At 70.3% G+C, this 17258-nt stretch carries 15 protein-coding genes; 7 read left to right on the top strand and 8 right to left on the bottom strand.

Going from position 1 to position 17258, the window contains the following annotated elements; all coding sequences use genetic code 11:
* Nucleotides 1–15 precede the first annotated feature (15 nt).
* Nucleotides 16–921, bottom strand: a complete 906-nt coding sequence (locus tag ACFO0B_RS12060; protein ID WP_378612484.1) for an STAS domain-containing protein — start codon at nucleotides 919–921, stop codon at nucleotides 16–18.
* A 72-nt stretch (nucleotides 922–993) separates the two neighbouring features.
* A complete protein-coding gene (gene mftR, locus ACFO0B_RS12055; protein ID WP_378612483.1) occupies nucleotides 994–1647 on the bottom strand; it encodes a mycofactocin system transcriptional regulator in 654 nt (217 codons plus the stop codon).
* 81 nt (nucleotides 1648–1728) lie between these two features.
* Here mftR and mftE point away from each other — a divergent pair, with 81 nt between their 5' ends.
* Nucleotides 1729–2436, top strand: a complete 708-nt coding sequence (mftE, locus tag ACFO0B_RS12050) for a mycofactocin biosynthesis peptidyl-dipeptidase MftE (protein WP_378612482.1) — start codon at nucleotides 1729–1731, stop codon at nucleotides 2434–2436.
* The gene (gene mftD, locus ACFO0B_RS12045; RefSeq protein ID WP_378612481.1) at nucleotides 2433–3644 is read left to right on the top strand and encodes a pre-mycofactocin synthase MftD; all 1212 of its coding nucleotides are present in this window, start codon (nucleotides 2433–2435) and stop codon (nucleotides 3642–3644) included. Before mftE ends, mftD begins: the two co-directional genes overlap by 4 nt.
* Before the next feature lie 129 nt (nucleotides 3645–3773).
* On the opposite strand, the gene ACFO0B_RS12040 is transcribed toward mftD, so the two are convergent.
* The 3 genes from ACFO0B_RS12040 to ACFO0B_RS12030 all read right to left on the bottom strand — a co-directional run bounded on the left by ACFO0B_RS12040 (nucleotide 3774) and on the right by ACFO0B_RS12030 (nucleotide 7174).
* Nucleotides 3774–5021, bottom strand: coding sequence for a fatty acid desaturase family protein (locus ACFO0B_RS12040; protein ID WP_378612480.1), 1248 nt, complete (start codon nucleotides 5019–5021; stop codon nucleotides 3774–3776).
* Nucleotides 5022–5029: 8 nt separating this feature from the next.
* Complete coding sequence (locus tag ACFO0B_RS12035; protein ID WP_378612479.1) at nucleotides 5030–6142, bottom strand: ferredoxin reductase; 1113 nt, start codon at nucleotides 6140–6142, stop codon at nucleotides 5030–5032.
* A gap of 282 nt (nucleotides 6143–6424) precedes the next feature.
* A complete protein-coding gene (locus ACFO0B_RS12030) occupies nucleotides 6425–7174 on the bottom strand; it encodes a helix-turn-helix domain-containing protein (RefSeq protein ID WP_378612478.1) in 750 nt (249 codons plus the stop codon).
* 54 nt (nucleotides 7175–7228) lie between these two features.
* Between ACFO0B_RS12030 and ACFO0B_RS12025 the strand changes: the two genes are divergently transcribed.
* Entirely contained in the window at nucleotides 7229–7600 is a 372-nt protein-coding gene (locus tag ACFO0B_RS12025) for a VOC family protein (protein ID WP_378612477.1), read from the top strand.
* A 99-nt stretch (nucleotides 7601–7699) separates the two neighbouring features.
* On the opposite strand, the gene ACFO0B_RS12020 is transcribed toward ACFO0B_RS12025, so the two are convergent.
* Nucleotides 7700–8164, bottom strand: coding sequence for a MarR family winged helix-turn-helix transcriptional regulator (locus ACFO0B_RS12020; RefSeq protein WP_378612476.1), 465 nt, complete (start codon nucleotides 8162–8164; stop codon nucleotides 7700–7702).
* A gap of 165 nt (nucleotides 8165–8329) precedes the next feature.
* On the opposite strand from ACFO0B_RS12020, the gene ACFO0B_RS12015 reads away from it, so the two are divergent.
* Both ACFO0B_RS12015 and ACFO0B_RS12010 read left to right on the top strand, forming a co-directional pair.
* Nucleotides 8330–10006, top strand: a complete 1677-nt coding sequence (locus tag ACFO0B_RS12015) for a fumarate hydratase (RefSeq protein ID WP_378612475.1) — start codon at nucleotides 8330–8332, stop codon at nucleotides 10004–10006.
* A 19-nt stretch (nucleotides 10007–10025) separates the two neighbouring features.
* Nucleotides 10026–10592, top strand: coding sequence for a M15 family metallopeptidase (locus tag ACFO0B_RS12010; RefSeq protein WP_378612474.1), 567 nt, complete (start codon nucleotides 10026–10028; stop codon nucleotides 10590–10592).
* A gap of 45 nt (nucleotides 10593–10637) precedes the next feature.
* On the opposite strand, the gene ACFO0B_RS12005 is transcribed toward ACFO0B_RS12010, so the two are convergent.
* Nucleotides 10638–11777, bottom strand: coding sequence for an XRE family transcriptional regulator (locus ACFO0B_RS12005; RefSeq protein ID WP_378612473.1), 1140 nt, complete (start codon nucleotides 11775–11777; stop codon nucleotides 10638–10640).
* 353 nt (nucleotides 11778–12130) lie between these two features.
* On the opposite strand from ACFO0B_RS12005, the gene ACFO0B_RS12000 reads away from it, so the two are divergent.
* Nucleotides 12131–12436 carry a hypothetical protein gene (locus ACFO0B_RS12000; RefSeq protein WP_378612472.1) on the top strand — a complete coding sequence of 102 codons (306 nt, stop codon included), beginning with the start codon at nucleotides 12131–12133 and terminating at the stop codon, nucleotides 12434–12436.
* 48 nt (nucleotides 12437–12484) lie between these two features.
* Here ACFO0B_RS12000 and ACFO0B_RS11995 read toward each other — a convergent pair whose 3' ends face one another.
* Nucleotides 12485–13369: a PAC2 family protein gene (locus ACFO0B_RS11995; protein ID WP_233019019.1), complete on the bottom strand. Its 885-nt coding sequence runs from the start codon at nucleotides 13367–13369 to the stop codon at nucleotides 12485–12487.
* A gap of 102 nt (nucleotides 13370–13471) precedes the next feature.
* Here ACFO0B_RS11995 and metH point away from each other — a divergent pair, with 102 nt between their 5' ends.
* Complete coding sequence (metH, locus tag ACFO0B_RS11990) at nucleotides 13472–17059, top strand: methionine synthase (protein ID WP_378612471.1); 3588 nt, start codon at nucleotides 13472–13474, stop codon at nucleotides 17057–17059.
* Nucleotides 17060–17258: the final 199 nt, after the last annotated feature.

Raw genomic sequence — 17258 nt, 5'->3', positions numbered from 1 at the left:
TGCCCGCCCGCCCGCTCAGCGGCTGTCGCGCTCGGTGAGCCGGTCCGTCACCCTGGTGACCTCGTAGCCCAATAGCCGCTCCGCCTCCTCGATCCCGCCCTGCAGATCGCCGACGGCGTTCATCTTGGACAGATCCAGCCCGATGGTGACCAGCGTGAGCGCGATGTCGGAGGAGAGCCCGGTGATGATGACGTTGGCGCCCATCAGCCCGGAGGCGTCGACCGTCTGCACCAGGTGGTTGGCGACGGTGGAGTCGATGTTCGGGACGCCGGTGATGTCGATGACGACGACCTTGGCGCGGTTGGCCCGGATGGCGCGCAGCAGCTGCTCGGTGAGCTGGCGGGCGCGCTGGGAGTCGAGCACGCCGATGATCGGCAGGATGAGCAGCTGCTCGCGGACCTGGAGCACCGGGGTGGAGAGCTCGCGGATGGCCTCCTGCTGCTGCCGGATGACGCGCTCGCGCTCCTGCACGAAGGAGATGGCCACGGTGCTGGCGATCCGGTTGGCGGCGGGCTCGTAGGCGTCGAGGACGTGGTTCAGCAGTTCGAAGTTCGTCTGGTACTTCTCGAACAGCGAGCGGGCCAGCACATCTCGCAGCAGCAGCACGATGCCGATGACCTCGTCGGTCTCGACGCCGCGGGGGATGATGCGCTCGGAGAGGTCGCGGGCGTAGGCCTGCAGCGCCTCGACGCTACCGGTCTCCAGCACCTCGACGTAGTTGTCGTAGATCGAGGTGGCCTCGGAGAAGATCTCCTCCGGCGTCATCGCGGTCAGCAGCTGCGCGTCGGTGATCCGGCGCGCCCACTCCTCGCGCAGCGCGGTGCGGTTCTGCCGCAGGTGCTCCACGAGCTGGGGGAGCAGGTTGTCGACCGGCCCCGCTACGAGCGGATCCGCCGAAAGGCTCATGGACACCTCGGACATGGAATTCCAGGCCCCTTCTCATCGGTTGGACGGGGTAGTTCTGCCGGTCGGACAGGTCGGCACCGAGCCTACTCATACCCCATCGTGACCGCCCCCCAAACCTGCGGGTAGCTCGGCGGCAGCCGGGGCGGGGTCGGCGAAGCCGGCGGCCAGCGCGGCCAGCGCCCGATCCAGGTAGACCGTGAGGTCGCCGTCGGCGCGGCCGAGCCAGGCGTCGAAGGCGGCGCGCGCGGTCGCCAGGGTCGCCCGCCCGATCGCCAGCGGGACGAGCTCGTCCGGTGCGCCGCCGAGCCTGCGCGCCGCGAACTCGCTGACCGTCCGCTCCCAGGCGTCGTAGTGCGCGCCCGCGGTCGCCGCCAGCCCGGGAACCGTTGCCAGCAGGTGCATCCTGGTGCGCAGCTCCGGGACGTCCTCGGCGCGATAGGCATTCGCCGCGACCACCACCCGGCGCACCGCGGTCATCATCGGAACGTCGTCGGCGATCGTGGCGAAGAGGCCGCGCAGCGTCGCCACCTCGTCGTCGAACTGGTACCAGAGCAGCTCGCCCTTGCTCGGGAAGTAGCGGAAGAAGGTGCGTTCGCTGATCCCGGCGGCGGCCGCGATCTGGTCCACCGTGGTGTCCTCGAAGCCGCGCTCGGTGAACAGCTCGAGCGCGATGAGCTCGAGCTGGCGGCGGCTGGTGCCGCGCGGCCTGCCGCGGGTGCGGGTGTTCGCCTGCTCGGTCACCGGGCGATTATCGCAGGCTTGATTTTGTCAGTCGGTGACGATAATGTTTCGACCGTGGCCGAACTCACAGCACCGGGTCGCGTGGGCACTCGAGTGGCCGCGCTCACCTGGCCTGAGGTGGGTGCGCTCGGCCGCTCGGCCATCCTCGCGGTCCCCCTGGGGGCGACCGAGCAGCACGGCCCGCACCTGCCGCTCTCGACCGACACCGATCTCGCCGTCGCGGTGTGCGCGGGGTTGGCCGCCGCCCGGCCGGACGTGCTGGTCGCGCCCGCGCTGCCGTACGGGTCCAGTGGGGAGCACGCGGGGTTTCCCGGAACGCTCTCCATCGGGCAGGCGGCCCTGGAGCTGGTGCTGGTCGAGCTGTGTCGTTCGGCCACCGACACCGTCGACCGGGTGCTGCTGGTCAGCGGCCACGGGGGCAATCGCGATCCGTTGCAGCGGGCCGGTTCGCTGCTTCGAAGCGAAGGCCGTGACGTGCGGTTCTTCCTGCCGCAGTACCCCGGCGACGCGCACGCCGGGCGCAGCGAGACTTCGCTGCAACTCGCGCTCGACCCCGCGCGGGTGCGGCGCGACCGCGCCGAACCGGGGGAGACCCGGGCCCTGCGCGACCTGCTCCCCGCGCTGCGGTCCGGCGGAGTGCGCGCGGTCAGCGCCAACGGCGTACTCGGCGACCCCGCCGGCGCCACCGCCGCCGAGGGCGCGGCCCTGCTGAACCGGATAGTGACAGACCTGATCGAGCGCGCCGGCCGCTGGTGGCCGGCGCCCTCCCCGGAAAGGATCCGACGATGAATCCCTGGTTCGAGACCGTGGCCGAGGCCCAGCGGCGAGCGAAGAAGCGGCTGCCCAAGCCGGTGTACGGCGCGCTGATCGCCGGTTCCGAGCGGGGGCAGACCATCGAGGACAACCAGAAGGCCTTCACCGAGCTCGGCTTCGCCCCGCACGTGGCCGGGCCGATCGGCGAGCGCTCGCAGGCCACAACGGTGCTCGGGCAGAGCGTCTCCATGCCGGTGCTCATCTCGCCGACCGGTGTCCAGGCCGTACACCCCGACGGCGAGGTCGCCGTGGCCCGCGCCGCCGCCGCGCGGGGGATCGCGATGGGGCTCAGCTCGTTCGCGAGCAAGCCCGTCGAGGAGGTGATCGCGGCCAACCCCGCGACCTTCTTCCAGCTGTACTGGTGCGGCTCCAAGGACGACATCCTCGCCCGCATGGCCCGCGCGAAGGCGGCCGGAGCCGTCGGGCTGATCCTCACCCTCGACTGGTCCTTCTCGCACGGGCGGGACTGGGGGAGCCCGGAGATCCCGCAGGGGCTCGACTTCCGCACCATGCTCAAGTTCGCGCCCGCGACCGTGATCAAGCCGCGCTGGCTCACCACCTACCTGAAGTCGGGCACCCTTCCCGACCTCACCGTGCCCAACCTGGTCACCGGCGACGCGAAGGCCCCCGGCTTCTTCGCCGCCTACGGCGAGTGGATGGGCACCCCGCCGCCGGACTGGGCCGATGTGCAGTGGGTGGTCGACAACTGGGACGGTCCGGTGCTGCTCAAGGGCGTTATCCGGGTGGACGACGCGCAGCGCGCGGTCGACGCCGGGGTCGCGGGCATCTCCGTCTCCAACCACGGCGGCAACAACCTGGACGGCACCCCCGCCGCCATCCGCGCCCTGCCCGCCATCGCGGACGCGGTCGGTGACGACATCGAGGTCCTGCTGGACGGCGGCATCCGCCGTGGCAGCGACGTGGTCAAGGCCGTCGCGCTCGGCGCCCGCGCCGTGCTCATCGGCCGTGCCTACCTCTGGGGTCTGGCGGCGAACGGCCAGGCCGGGGTCGAGAACGTGCTGGACATCCTGAAGGGCGGAATCGACTCCGCGCTGCTCGGGCTGCGCAAGACCAGCATCCACGACCTCGACCGGGACGACATCGTCGTCCCCCAGGGATTCGTCCGCGACCTCGGCTCCCCGGTCGCGCCGACCCGCTCCCTGGACGCCGCGGCCTCCTCCTGACCCCCACCGCTTCGGGCGGAGTGCGAAGTCGTCCGGGCGACTTCCACTCCGTCTCCGCGACGGTGGTCACCTATCCGGCGCTTGCTGACGCTGCTCGGCAACGGCCGACGGACTGAATCGTTGGGAAGGTCAGCCGGCCGCCCGCGATCGGATCGGGGCGCGGTTCAGCTCGCGCAGCGCGGTACGCAGTCCTCGGCGCTTGCCGGTGACGGGATCGACTCCGAAGTGGTCCGACAAACCTTCCCGCACGGCGAAGCGGAGTTCGGAGGCGGTCTCCGGCGCGTCGTCGGAGGTGGCGGCCAGCAGGCCGTTCGGCACCGAGAGCTTGGCGATGGTGCGGAAGGTCTGCAGGTACTGGTGGCCGATGGACCCGGTCGTGTAGGGGAGGTCGTACTTGTCGCAGAGGGCGCGGACCCGCACCCCGATCTCCTCGTACCGATTGCTGGGCAGGTCCGGGAAGAGGTGGTGTTCGATCTGATGGCTGAGGTTGCCGCTCATGAAACGCATGAGCGGTCCCGCGTGGAAGTTCGCCGAGCCCAGCATCTGCCGGAGGTACCAGCGCGGCTGGTCCTCGTCGGCGAATTCCTGCCTGGTGAATTTCTCGGCACCGTCCGGGAAGTGGCCGCAGAAGATCACCATGTACGCCCAGTAGTTCCGGATGATGTTGGCGGTGGCGTCGGCGGTGAGCGTCGTCTTCCAATTCTTCCCGGCCAGCGCGGGGAAGATCAGGTAGTCCTTCGCGGCCTGCTTGCCGACCTTGGTGCCGATGACACGCAGATCGCGGAAGACCTGCCCCCAGCTCTTCTCCTTCTTCCGGATCTTCTCGACCTCGAGGTGGTGCAGCGCCACGCCCCATTCGAAGAAGGTCGCCAGCAGCAGGTTGTAGACGGGGTTACCGACGTTCCACCACAGCCACCGCTGGTCGCGGGTGATCCGCAGGATTCCGTAGCCCACATCGTCGTCCATGCCGACGATATTGGTGTACTTGTGGTGCACGAAATTGTGCGAATGCTTCCACTGCACGCTGGGGCAGGTGGTGTCCCATTCCCACGACGAGGAGTGGATCTCCGGATCGTTCATCCAATCCCACTGCCCGTGCATGACGTTGTGCCCGAGCTCCATGTTCTCGATGATCTTCGCGGCCGAGAGCATGGCGGTTCCCGCCAGCCACGCGGCCTTGCGATTGCTGAACATGAGTGTCGCGCGCCCACCGGCGGCCAGCGCCCGTTGCAAGGCGATGGTGCGGTGGATGTATCGGGCGTCGCGCTCGCCGCGGGACTCCTCGATATCGCGGCGGATGGCGTCGAGTTCGGCGCCGAGCGCCTCGATGTCCTCGGCGGTCAGGTGCGCGTAGACGTCGATATCGGTGATGGCCACCGAGCCTCCTACAGGTCGAGCGTGCATTCTCCGGACACGGTGCTGATGCAGGTCTGAATTCGTTCCCCTTCGCGCCGCTCCTCGCCGGTGCGGAGGTCGCGCGCGTATCCCCCCGCCAGCGGGACGACGCAGGTCTGGCAGATGCCCATCCGGCAGCCGAACGGAAGGGCGACGCCCAGGTTCTCCCCGGCCTCGAGCAGCGTTGTCGCGCCGTCGATCTCGGCCTTCTTGCCGGAAACGGCGAAGTGCACCGTCCCGCCCTCGCCCCCGTGGTCGGTCCGGGCGATCGTGAACCGCTCGGTGTGCAGGCGCCGGCGGAGCCCGCCCGCCTCGTACTGCGCCTCCATGGCGTCGAGCAGCGCGGGCGGCCCGCACGCCCAGCAGTCCCGCTCCCGCCAGTCGGGCACCCACTCGTCGAGGCGCGCGGCGTCGAAATTGCCCATCTCGCGGGTGAGCTGCAGGGTCAGGTCGTAGCCGTCGGTTTCGTCCGCGCGGGCCCGCATCTCGTCCAGGAAGATGACATTCTCGCGGGTCGGCGCGGAGTGGATGTGCCGGATGTCGGGTGCGTGACCGTGGGCCGTGAGCGAGCGGAGCATCGCCATCACCGGGGTGATTCCGCTGCCCGCGGTCACGAACAGGATCTTCCCCGGCACCGGTTCGGGCAGGTGGAAGTCGCCCTTCGGCGCGGCGAGCCGGATGATGGTGCCGGGCTCCACGCCGTCGACCAGGTGCGTCGAGAGGAAACCGTCGGGATTCGCCTTGACGGTGATCGACAGCGTCCTGTCCACGGTGTCGCCGATCGAGGTCAGCGAATACGACCGCCAGTGCCATCGACCGTCGATCTGCAGGCCGATACCGATGTACTGGCCCGGGCGATAGGTCGCGGGGAAGCCCCAGCCCGGCCGGATGACGACGGTGGCCGAGTCGGCGGTCTCCTTCACGACGTCGACCACCTTGCCGCGCAGCTCGCGCGCGGTCCAGAGCGGGTTGATCAGGCGCAGGTAGTCGTCGGGGAGCAGCGGTGTGGTGGCCCGCGCCACCAATCCGCGCACGATATTGACCGGCGGTCTCGTCGCGTCGACGTCCGCGGCCGGCCGTTTGCTCCACTTCAGCAGGTCCATCGGCAGCCCCTCATTTCTGTGCACGACCGTACACCCACCCTGCCGTCGCGGTGCGAATATCGCTCAGCGGGTTGTACGACAACGCGGGACACCTCCGCTCGTCGAGGCGCCACCATGGAAAGTATGTCTGGGGTATACCACCACGGATCAAAATGCATGCGCGGCCGAAACGATCGTTTTCAGTTTACAGATGTACGCTGACGCGGACCGACGCACGGCGGAGGATCCGCTCCGTACCGGATACCCCGCGAAGAACTCCGCACTCGGTGCAGTCTTCTTCGATCAACCGCTCCGCAGGAAACCCCCGGGCGGTGTGCCCAGTTCGCGGGTGAAGGCCGCGACGAAGGCGGACGGCGTCGAGTACCCGGCGTCCGCGGCGGCCCGCGTCACCGACACCCCCGCCGCCAGCGGCTCCAGGGTGTCCAGGATGCGAGCGCGCCGCCGCCAGGCGCCGAGCGTCATGCCGGTCTCGGCGCGGAAGCGGCGCTCCAGCGTCCGGACGCTCAGCCCGACCGCCCCGGCGACGGCGCCGGTGGCGAGCCAGGGCTCGGTGCGCAGCAGGTCGGCGGCGCGGGCGGTGTCCGGATCGCGCGGCACGGCCAGGGCGAGGTCGGCGGCGGGCAGCTCGCGCAACTGGTCGAGCAGCACGGTGAGCACCGCCGCGCGGCTGCGGTCGGCATCGTCCAGCGGGCAGACCCGGACCACGTGCAGCAGCAGTTCGCGCGGGAACCCGGTGAGCATGACGATGCCGGGCTCAGCCCCGGCGGCGCCGAGCCGGACGGCGAAGTAGAGCACGCGCACGGCGGCCGGGTAGCGGTTGCGCATGGCGGCGGGCACCCCGTCCGGCAGCCAGAGCGCTCGGTGCGGGGGCACCGTCCACAGCCGCGCGCCCGCCCGCACCGAGAGCGTCCCCGCGGCGGTGTAGACCAGCCGATCCCATCCCGGGTGCACCGGCAGGGCGGTGCGGCCGCTCGGGTGAGTGACGGCGTACCCGCGCAGCAGCGGCTCGTCCGGGTGTCGTTTCTCCGACATTTCCCGGCAAAGATTACGTGGTGCGACGCCGGATGGCGGTGCGACGATCGGCCCATGACAGTGAACCTCGCGCATTTCGCGATCAACGCGGACGACGTACCCGCCACCAAGACCTTCTACGAGAAGGTGCTCGGCTGGCAGTTCGACGCCTGGGGCCCGCCCGGGTTCTACAAGATCCGCACCGGCGCCGGCGGCATCGAGGGCGCGCTGCAGCAGCGTCGTTCGCTGATCGAGGGGCAGCCCGGCGGGGTGGAGTGCACCTTCGCGGTGGATGACGTGGACGCCACCGCCCGCGCCGTGCGGGAGGCGGGCGGCACCATCGTCCTGGAGCGCTTCACCATCGCCGGCGTCGGGCATCTGATCTTCTTCGCCGACCCGAACGGCAATGCCATCGGCGCCATGCAGTTCGACCCGGGCGCGAGCTGAGGTCTGTGGCACCGCGGCGTCCGCGCGGCGGTGCTGCTCGGTGCGTCGCCGCGTCCGGCGGACCGGGAGCTCCGTCCGGCCGAGCGCTCACGCCGAAGTCTAGGGATTCGCGGAGCGGCGGTGATGCGCGAGGAGGGTGTCGTAGATGTCGGCGAGGGCGGCGAGCTGGTCCCGGTCGAGGACGTCGATCATGTTCCGCCGCACGCTGCCGACGTGCATCGGCGCCGCGTCGGCAAGCGCCAGAATCCCATCCGGGGTCAGCCGGGCGGCGGTGCGCCGCGCATCGTCCGGAAGCGGCTCACGGGCGACCAGCCCCCGCCGCTCCATCCGCGTGATCTGGTGCGAGAGCCGACTCTGCGACCACTCCAGCTTCGCCGCGAGTTCGGCGAAGGTCAGCGACTCACCGCTGAGGGACAGATACGCCATGACCGAGTACTCGGCGAAGGTCAGGTTCGACTCCCTGGTGGAGTCCCGGCCCACCGCCGCGGCGACCAGATCCCGGGTGCGCACGTACCCGAGCCACGCCCGCATCTCCAGATCGTCGAGCCACTGTGGGTCGGTCACCGCCTGTGTTCCCCTCCTCGCCGGTCTGCTGTCGTCGCGCTCTGGTTGAAGGTACAACCCGGGTTGTGCTCGGCTTGCATAGGGGAGCCTAAGCAACGGTCGGCCGAAACGCGGTCGTTACGCTCCGGGTGCTTCGAAGACAGCCCGCCCGAAGGAGTGCGTTCCGTGACCGCGCCCGAGTTCCGCTATTCCGATCTGCTGCCGATCGGCGCCGACGAGACGCCGTACCGGTTGCTCACCACCGAGGGAGTCTCCACCGTCGAGGTCGGTGGCCGCACTTTCCTGCAGGTCGAGCCCGACGTGTTGCGGCTGCTGACCGCGGAGGCGATGCACGACATCAGCCACTACCTGCGGCCGGCACACCTGCGGCAACTGCGGCGGATCATCGATGATCCGGAGGCGAGCGGCAACGACCGGTTCGTCGCGCTGGATCTGCTCAAGAACGTGAACATCTCGGCGGGCGGGATTCTGCCCATGTGCCAGGACACCGGCACCGCCATCGTGATGGGCAAGAAGTCCGAGGGTGTGCTGACCGGCGTGGATGATGCCGAGTGGATCAGCCGCGGCGTGTTCGACGCCTACACCAAGCTGAACCTGCGGTACTCGCAGCTGGCGCCGATCACGATGTGGGACGAGAAGAACACCGGGTCGAACCTGCCCGCGCAGGTGGAGCTGTACTCGGCGCCGGGCGATCCGGCGAATCCGGCCTACAAGTTCCTGTTCATGGCCAAGGGCGGTGGCTCGGCCAACAAGTCCTTCCTGTACCAGGAGACGAAGGCGGTGCTGAACCCCACGCGCATGCTGGAGTTCCTGGACGAGAAGATCCGCTCGCTCGGCACCGCGGCGTGCCCGCCCTACCATCTGGCCGTGGTGATCGGCGGCACCAGTGCGGAGTTCGCACTCAAGACCGCGAAGTACGCCTCCGCGCACTACCTGGACTCGCTGCCCACCGAGGGCTCGCCGGCCGGGCACGCCTTCCGTGATCTGGAGCTGGAAGAAGAGGTCTTCGAGCTCACCCAGTCGTTCGGGATCGGGGCGCAGTTCGGGGGCAAGTACTTCTGCCACGACGTGCGGGTGGTGCGGTTGCCGCGGCACGGGGCCAGCTGCCCGGTCGCGCTCGCGGTCTCCTGCTCGGCCGATCGGCAGGCGCTGGCGAAGATCACCGCTGAGGGTGTGTTCCTGGAGCAGCTCGAGCGGGAGCCCGCGCAGTACCTGCCGGAGCAGACCGACGAGATTCTCGGTGGCGACGTGGTGCACATCGACCTGAACCGGCCGATGGCCGATATCCGTGCGGAGCTCTCCAAGTACCCGGTGAAGACGCGGCTCTCGCTGAGCGGGCCGCTGGTGGTGGCGCGGGACATCGCGCACGCGAAGATCAAGGATCGGCTGGACGCCGGTGAGCCCATGCCGCAGTACCTGCGGGACATGGCCGTGTACTACGCGGGGCCGGCCAAGACGCCGGACGGGTACGCCTCCGGGTCCTTCGGGCCGACCACCGCCGGCCGGATGGACTCCTACGTGGACCAGTTCCAGGCGGCGGGCGGCTCCCACGTGATGCTGGCCAAGGGGAACCGCTCGGCGCAGGTGACCAGGGCGTGCAAGGAGCACGGCGGGTTCTACCTGGGGTCCATCGGCGGGCCGGCGGCGCGGCTGGCGCTGGACTGCATCAAGTCGGTCGAGGTGCTGGAGTACCAGGAGCTCGGCATGGAGGCGGTGTGGAAGATCGAGGTCGAGGACTTCCCGGCCTTCATCGTGGTCGACGACAAGGGCAACGACTTCTTCGCGGAGACGCAGAAGCCGATCGCGCTGCGGGTGCGGACCCGGTCCGCCGAGCGGGTCTGAGCGCGCCTACGATCGCCGCATGATCGAAGAGCGCGGGGTGGGTGCCGGAGTTCGACCCGATCGGTCCGGTGCCGGTCTGCGTCGGTGTGGCGCGGTCGCGCTGCTCGCGGCGGGGCTTGCCCTGGCCGCGCCCGCCGCCCATGCCGCGCCGGAGCTGCCCGCCGCCGGCGCGATCGATCAGCGCGAGGGGATCGGCTCGGCGACCGGCACCGAGGGGCTCAACCCGGCGCTCGCCCTGGCCTACACGCTGGCCGAGGGGGAGGCGCACGCCGAGGGCGTGCCGCTTTCGATCACCTCCGGGTACCGCGGCCCGGCCGAGCAGCAGGCGCTGTGGGACGACGGGCTCGCCACCTACGGCGGCCCGGACGAGGCGCGGCGCTGGGTACTGCCGCCGGACGAATCCACGCACGTCAGTGGGGACGCGGTCGATGTCGGGCCGCTCGAAGGCGCGCAATGGCTGGAGGCCAACGGATATCGCTGGGGGCTCTGCCGCACCTTCGACAACGAGTGGTGGCACTTCGAGCTCGCCGCCGCGCCGGGCACGGCATGCCCGGCGCGGATTCCGGACGCGAGCGCCCGAAACTGACGGGCGGAGGCGCCGCCGGGCGTCGCACCCGCCGCGGCCGCGCACCTACACCCTGGCCAGCGCCCGGAGCTGGTCCAGATAGTCCTGGCCCCGCGGATCCCCGGGGAACCGATCGGTGATCTCGCGCGCCAGCTCACCCGCGATCCAGCCGAGCGAGGGCAGCGAGCGCCGATCGTGCCCGAACGCCAGCTCCGCCTCGGCCAGCGCGTACTCCAGATCGCGCTCGCGGGCGGCGAGCACGGCCAGCGTGAGGTGCGCTTCGGCCGCGCGCATGGGGTTGCGTACCGTGCCGTCCACCCGGAACGAATCCCGGATGACCTCCTTGGCGTAGGCCCGCGCGGCCCGGTCGTCGCCGACCACCCGGCTGCAGTCCATGGCGTAGAAGTCGAACTTCTGCGGGTCGACGACGAAGTGGTTGTCCAGGTCGGCGGGGTGCTCGAGCTGGTCGAGGACCGCGCGGCCGCGCTCCAGCGCCTGCTCCACCTTGGCCCGGTCGCCGAGCCGGGCCCACCCCTTGGCCTGCTGGGCGGCCAGCTGCACCCCGACCCCGTAACCGCGGCACGACTCCATGAGCGGCTCCGCGGCCTCGATCGCGCCGCGGTAGTTGCCCTGGGTGAGCGCGAACCACGACGCCATCTCGGCGGCCCAGCCCATGATTTCCGGATTCTCCGACTCGGTGCCGAGTGACAAGGCCGCTTGCCGGGTGGATTCCGCGGAGGCCCGTTTGCCGAGGTCGTACTCGACGCAGCCGACCAGCAGCGCGACCCAGCCCGCCAGGGACAGGATTTCCCGGTGCTGGGCGAGCGTGAGCCGCCCGTCGAGCAGGGCGGCTATCCGCCGCAGCCAGGCGGTGCCCTCGCTGTGCAGCTCGATCGGGTCGGCGTAGGCGTACTCGCAGCAAAGCCGCTCCGCGGTGATCCGCACCGCGTCCAGCGTGGAGCCGGAGACGTCCGATATCCGCAGCCTGCCGACGAATTCGAGGGTGTCCATGCCGGTCGCGGAGAGCAGCTCGTCGTCCCGGTTCGGCCTGGCCTTCGGGAAGAACGAGGCCGCCGCGGAGTCGAAAGCCGCCGCGATGATGGGCGCGTAGAAGTCGTCCGGCTTCGACTCACCCGCCTCCCACCTGCGCCAATTGCGCAGCAGCGTGCTGTCGGTCGGCAGATTGTGCGCGGACTTGGCACGCATCACCCGGATCGCGTCGGCTTGGGACCACCCCCTCGCGTCGCGTTCGGAGCGCATGCGGACTGCCCAGACGGGTCGATCGTCGGCTATGGCCACGCCGCCAGTATCGCACCAGTTAACCTTCGGCGTCCTCGATAGGGCAACCCGATGTCACCGGGTTGACATCTGCATTCGCACTATGTCGTTCGGCATCCTGTAGGGGAGCGAAAAGTTTGCCCAAAGGTTCCTGTAAGTGCAGATGGACGTACATCCGCAACCGATGTCACGTGCGCAGGGGTGGAACCGGCGGGTGGTCCCTGGAAGCGCTCCCGGGGATCGCGGGACGCGAAGTCATACCGAGTCCAATGGAGGTTTCGGTGCAAGCGTTGACCTACGGATACGTGCGGGACGATCTGGCCGACGGACGGGGGGAGGAGCTGGAGCGCGAGTTGCGCGCCCTGGCCCGGTCCCGCGGCCTCTGTTTCGCCGCGACCTTCCACGAGTCCTGTGACGGCGACGGCACGGCGCTCGCGGAGCTCACCCACGAGCTCCAGCGCGCCGACGCGCACCACGTGCTGACGCCATCGCTGGACCACCTGGGCGGCCAGACCATCCCGCGCGAGATCCTGATCGCCCGGCTGGCCCGCGATGCCGCCGCACTCGTGCTCACCCTGGACGGGTGAGCGGCCCGGCGCCCGGCCCCGCCCCATCCCCGGCGGGGCCGGCGCGCCTCACAGCCCGAAGTTCCCCGGCCCCCGGCGCCGCAGGTACTTCTCGAACTCGGCCGCGATGGCGTCGCCGTCGATCTTGGAGATGGCCTCGTTCAGGTCGACCGCGGCGTCGCCGCGCTCCTCCAGCGAGCGCACGTACTCGCTGATCTCCTCGTCGCCCTCGGTCATCTCGTTGACCGTCTCCTCCCACTCCTCGGCCTGCTTGGGCAGCTCGCCGAGCGGGACCTCGATGTCGAGCACCTCCTCGACGCGGTGCAGCAGGGCGATGGTGGCCTTGGGGTTGGGCGGCTGCGAGATGTAGTGCGGAACCGCGGCCCAGAAGGAGACGGCGGGCACGCCGGCCCGCACACACTGGTCCTGCAGGACGCCGGTGATGCCGGTGGGGCCCTCGTAGCGGGTCTGCTCCAGGGCGAAGCGCTCGGCGGCCTCGGGGCTGTAGGCCGAGCCGGTGACCGGGACCGGCCTGGTGTGGGGGGTGTCGGCGAGCAGCGCGCCGAGGATCACCACGGTCTGCACGCCGAGCTGCTCGATGAACTCCAGCAGGTCGGCGCAGAAGCTGCGCCAGCGCATGTTCGGCTCGATGCCGCGCAGCAGCACGATGTCCTTGTCGCTGCCGGGCGGCGAGCACACCGACAGCGAGGTCGACGGCCACTGGATCTCCCTGGTGACGCCGTCCACCTGACGTACCGTCGGCCGGTTGACCTGATAGTCGTAGTAGTCCTCGGAGTCGAGCTCGGCGAGCGGTTCGGCGTCCCAGATCAGTTCCAGGTGCTCCACGGCGCCGCTGGCGGCATCGCCCGCGTCGTTCCAGCCCTCGAAGGCCGCGACGAGCACCGGATCCCGCAACGTCGGCAGTTCCGAATCGGGAGTTTCACTGCGGTTCACCCGGTCAGCCTACGGCGTGGCATCCGGGGACGCGGCGTCCGGTGATGGCGCGTCCGGGCGTGCGGGGAGATGGCGTCGGACCAGCCCACTACCCTGGTCTCCATGGTTGCGTCCCGGTTCGACACCACCCTGCTGGATACCCTCGCGCGCCGCGTCGTGATCGGCGACGGGGCGATGGGCACCATGCTGCAGGCCGCGGAACTCACCCTCGACGACTTCCGCGGTCTGGAGGGTTGTAACGAGATCCTGAACGAGACCAGGCCGGACGTGTTGCGCCACATCCACCGGGCCTACTTCGAGGCGGGCGCCGACGCGGTCGAGACCAACACCTTCGGCTGCAACCTGCCCAACCTCGCCGACTACGACATCGCCGATCGGATCCGCGATCTGTCCGAGCGCGGCACCAGGCTGGCCCGCGAGGTGGCCGACGAGATGGGGCCGAGCGCCGACGGCACGCCGCGCTACGTGCTCGGCTCGATGGGGCCGGGCACCAAGCTGCCCACCCTCGGCCACGCCCCCTACGCCGCCCTGCGCGACGCCTACGCCGAGGCCGCGCTCGGCATGCTCGACGGCGGTGCCGACGCCGTCCTCATCGAAACCTGCCAGGACCTGTTGCAGGTCAAGGCCGCGGTGGTGGGCAGCAGGCACGCCATGGCGACCGCGGGCCGCCGGATCCCGATCATCACCCACGTCACCGTCGAGACCACCGGCACCATGCTGGTCGGCAGCGAGATCGGCGCCGCGCTGACGGCGATCGAGCCGCTCGGCGTCGACATGATCGGGCTGAACTGCGCCACCGGCCCGGCCGAGATGAGCGAGCACCTGCGGCACCTCTCCCGGCACGCGCGGCTGCCGGTATCGGTCATGCCGAACGCCGGGCTCCCGGTGCTCGGCAAGCACGGCGCCGAGTACCCGCTCTCCCCGGAGGAGCTGGCGATCGCGCTCCGCGATTTCGTCAGCGAGTTCGGGCTGGCGCTGGTCGGCGGCTGCTGCGGGACGACGCCGGAGCACATCCGGCAGGTCAGCGCGGCGGTGCGCGAGGTCGAGCGGGCGCTGCCGCCGATTCCGGAGCGCAGGCACCCGGAGCCGGAGCCGAGCGTCTCCAGCATGTACACCGCGGTCCCGTTCGAGCAGGACGCCAGCGTCCTGATGATCGGCGAGCGCACCAACGCCAACGGCTCCAAGGCCTTCCGCGACGCCATGCTGGCCGGCGACTGGCAGCGGTGCCTGGAGATCGCCAAGGACCAGACCCGCGACGGCGCGCACATGCTCGACCTCTGCGTCGACTACGTCGGCCGGGACGGCAGCGCCGACATGCGCGAGCTGGCCGGCAGGCTCGCCACCGCCTCCACCCTGCCGATCATGCTGGACTCCACCGAGACCCCGGTGCTCCGCGCCGGGCTGGAGCACCTGGGCGGGCGCTGCGCGGTGAACTCGGTGAACTACGAGGACGGCGCCGGGCCGGAGTCGCGGTTCCAGCAGACCATGGCGCTGGTCGCCGAGCACGGCGCCGCCGTGGTCGCGCTGACCATCGATGAGGAGGGGCAGGCCCGCACCGCCGCCAAGAAGGTGGAGATCGCGGAGCGGCTGATCGAGGACATCACCACCAACTGGGGGATGCACGAGTCCGACATCATCGTCGACACGCTGACCTTCACCCTCGGCACCGGGCAGGAGGAGTCGCGCCGGGACGGCCTGGAGACCATCGAGGCGATCCGCGAGCTCAAGCGCAGGCACCCCGAGGTGCAGACCACGCTGGGGCTGTCGAACATCTCCTTCGGGCTCAACCCCGCCGCCAGGCAGGTGCTGAACTCGGTCTTCATGCACGAGTGCGTCCAGGCCGGGCTGGATTCGGCGATCGTGCACGCCTCCAAGATCCTGCCCATCGCGCGGATCCAGGAGGATCAGCGGGAGGCCGCGCTGGACCTGGTCTACGACCGGCGGCGCGAGGGGTACGACCCGCTGCAGAAGCTGATGGAGCTGTTCGAGGGGGTCTCCACCGCGTCGTCGCGCGCCTCGCGGGCCGAGGAGATGGCGGCGCTGCCGCTCTTCGAGCGGCTGGCGCGGCGGATCGTCGACGGCGACCGGAACGGCCTGGAGCCGGATCTGGACGAGGCCATGCGCGAGGTGCCGCCGCTGCAGATCGTGAACGAGACGCTGCTGTCCGGGATGAAGACCGTCGGCGAGCTGTTCGGCTCCGGGCAGATGCAGCTCCCGTTCGTGCTGCAGTCGGCCGAGGTGATGAAGACCGCGGTCGCCTACCTGGAGCCGCACATGGAGGCCACCGACGACAGCGGCAAGGGCCGGATCGTGCTCGCCACGGTCAAGGGCGACGTGCACGACATCGGCAAGAACCTGGTCGACATCATCCTCTCCAACAACGGCTACGAGGTGGTCAACCTCGGCATCAAGCAGCCGATCGCGACCATCCTCGACGCCGCCGTGGACAAGAAGGCCGACGTCATCGGGATGTCCGGGCTGCTGGTGAAGTCGACGGTGATCATGAAGGAGAACCTGGAGGAGCTCAACACCAGGGGCGTGGCCGACCAGTTCCCCGTGCTGCTCGGCGGCGCCGCGCTCACCCGCTCCTACGTGGAGAACGACCTCACCGCCGTCTACCGGGGCGACGTGCACTACGCGAGGGATGCCTTCGAGGGGCTACGGCTGATGGACACCATCATGACCCGCAAGCGCGGTGGCGGCCCGGACCCGGACAGCCCGGAGGCGATCGCCGAACGCGAGAAGGCGGCCGAGCGCAGGGCGCGGCACGAGCGCTCCCGGCGGATCGCCGAGGAGCGCAAGGCCAAGGAGGTGCCGATCGAGGTGCCCGCCCGCTCCGACGTAGCCGCCGAGCTGCCGGTGCCGACCCCGCCGTTCTGGGGGACGAGGGTGGTCAAGGGGCTCGCGCTGCACGAGTACTCCGGGCTGCTGGACGAGCGCGCGCTCTTCCTCGGACAGTGGGGGCTGCGCGGGCAGCGCGGCGGCGAGGGGCCGAGCTACGAGGAGCTGGTGGAGTCGGAGGGCAGGCCGCGGCTGCGCGCCTGGCTGGAGCGGCTCAGCACCGAGGGCGTGCTGCAGCACGCGGCGGTCGTCTACGGCTACTTCCCCGCGGTCTCCGAGGGCGACGACGTGATCGTGCTGGCCGAGCCGCGGCCGGACGCGCCGGAGCGCTACCGCTTCACCTTCCCGCGGCAGCAGCGCGACCGCTTCCTCTGCATCGCCGACTTCATCCGATCGCGCGAGCACTCCGAGCGTGCCGGGCAGGTGGACGTGCTCCCCTTCCAGCTGGTGACCATGGGGCAGCCGATCGCCGACTTCGCCAACCAGCTCTTCGCCGCCGACAACTACCGCGACTACCTCGAGGTGCACGGCATCGGCGTGCAGCTCACCGAGGCGCTGGCCGAGTACTGGCACCGGCGGGTCCGGGAGGAGCTGGTGCTGGAGGGGCACGCGGTCGCCGAGTCCGACCCGGACGACGTGCAGGAGTACTTCAAGCTCGGGTACCGTGGCGCCCGCTTCTCCTTCGGCTACGGCGCCTGCCCGGAGCTGGAGGACCGGGCCAAGCTGGTCGACCTGCTGGCGGCGGAGCGGATCGGGGTCCGGCTCTCCGAGGAGTTGCAGCTGCACCCGGAGCAGTCGACGGACGCGTTCGTGCTGCTGCACCCGGAGGCGAAGTACTTCAACGCCTAGTGTGAGCGGTTTCACCCTGGAAACGGGCACGGCGACGGCGTTCGTGCCGGATCATGGCGCGGGCGTGCCTGCCCGTGAAACCGGGTGCCGGGGAACGGAATCGCCGCGGTGCCGGGGGCTGCTCGGCGCGCGCTCGATGCGGAGCGTGTGCGCCGGTGGCGTACCGTGCTGAGGTCCGCCGATGGAACGGCCCGCAGGC

The organism is Nocardia jiangsuensis, from assembly GCF_042650385.1.
Taxonomy (GTDB): Bacteria; Actinomycetota; Actinomycetes; order Mycobacteriales; family Mycobacteriaceae; genus Nocardia; species Nocardia jiangsuensis.
This window is presented reverse-complemented; position numbering and strand designations above follow the sequence as displayed.

Bases quoted from the DNA above. Each gene is read 5' to 3' on its own strand.
- ACFO0B_RS12060 (WP_378612484.1), bottom strand. From the start codon at position 921: ATGTCCGAGGTGTCCATGAGCCTTTCGGCGGATCCGCTCGTAGCGGGG.
- mftD (WP_378612481.1), top strand. From the start codon at position 2,433: ATGAATCCCTGGTTCGAGACCGTGGCCGAGGCCCAGCGGCGAGCGAAG.
- ACFO0B_RS12030 (WP_378612478.1), bottom strand. From the start codon at position 7,174: ATGTCGGAGAAACGACACCCGGACGAGCCGCTGCTGCGCGGGTACGCC.
- ACFO0B_RS12010 (WP_378612474.1), top strand. From the start codon at position 10,026: ATGATCGAAGAGCGCGGGGTGGGTGCCGGAGTTCGACCCGATCGGTCC.
- metH (WP_378612471.1), top strand. From the start codon at position 13,472: ATGGTTGCGTCCCGGTTCGACACCACCCTGCTGGATACCCTCGCGCGC.
- ACFO0B_RS12035 (WP_378612479.1), bottom strand. From the start codon at position 6,142: ATGGACCTGCTGAAGTGGAGCAAACGGCCGGCCGCGGACGTCGACGCG.
- ACFO0B_RS12025 (WP_378612477.1), top strand. From the start codon at position 7,229: ATGACAGTGAACCTCGCGCATTTCGCGATCAACGCGGACGACGTACCC.
- ACFO0B_RS12005 (WP_378612473.1), bottom strand. From the start codon at position 11,777: ATGCGTGCCAAGTCCGCGCACAATCTGCCGACCGACAGCACGCTGCTG.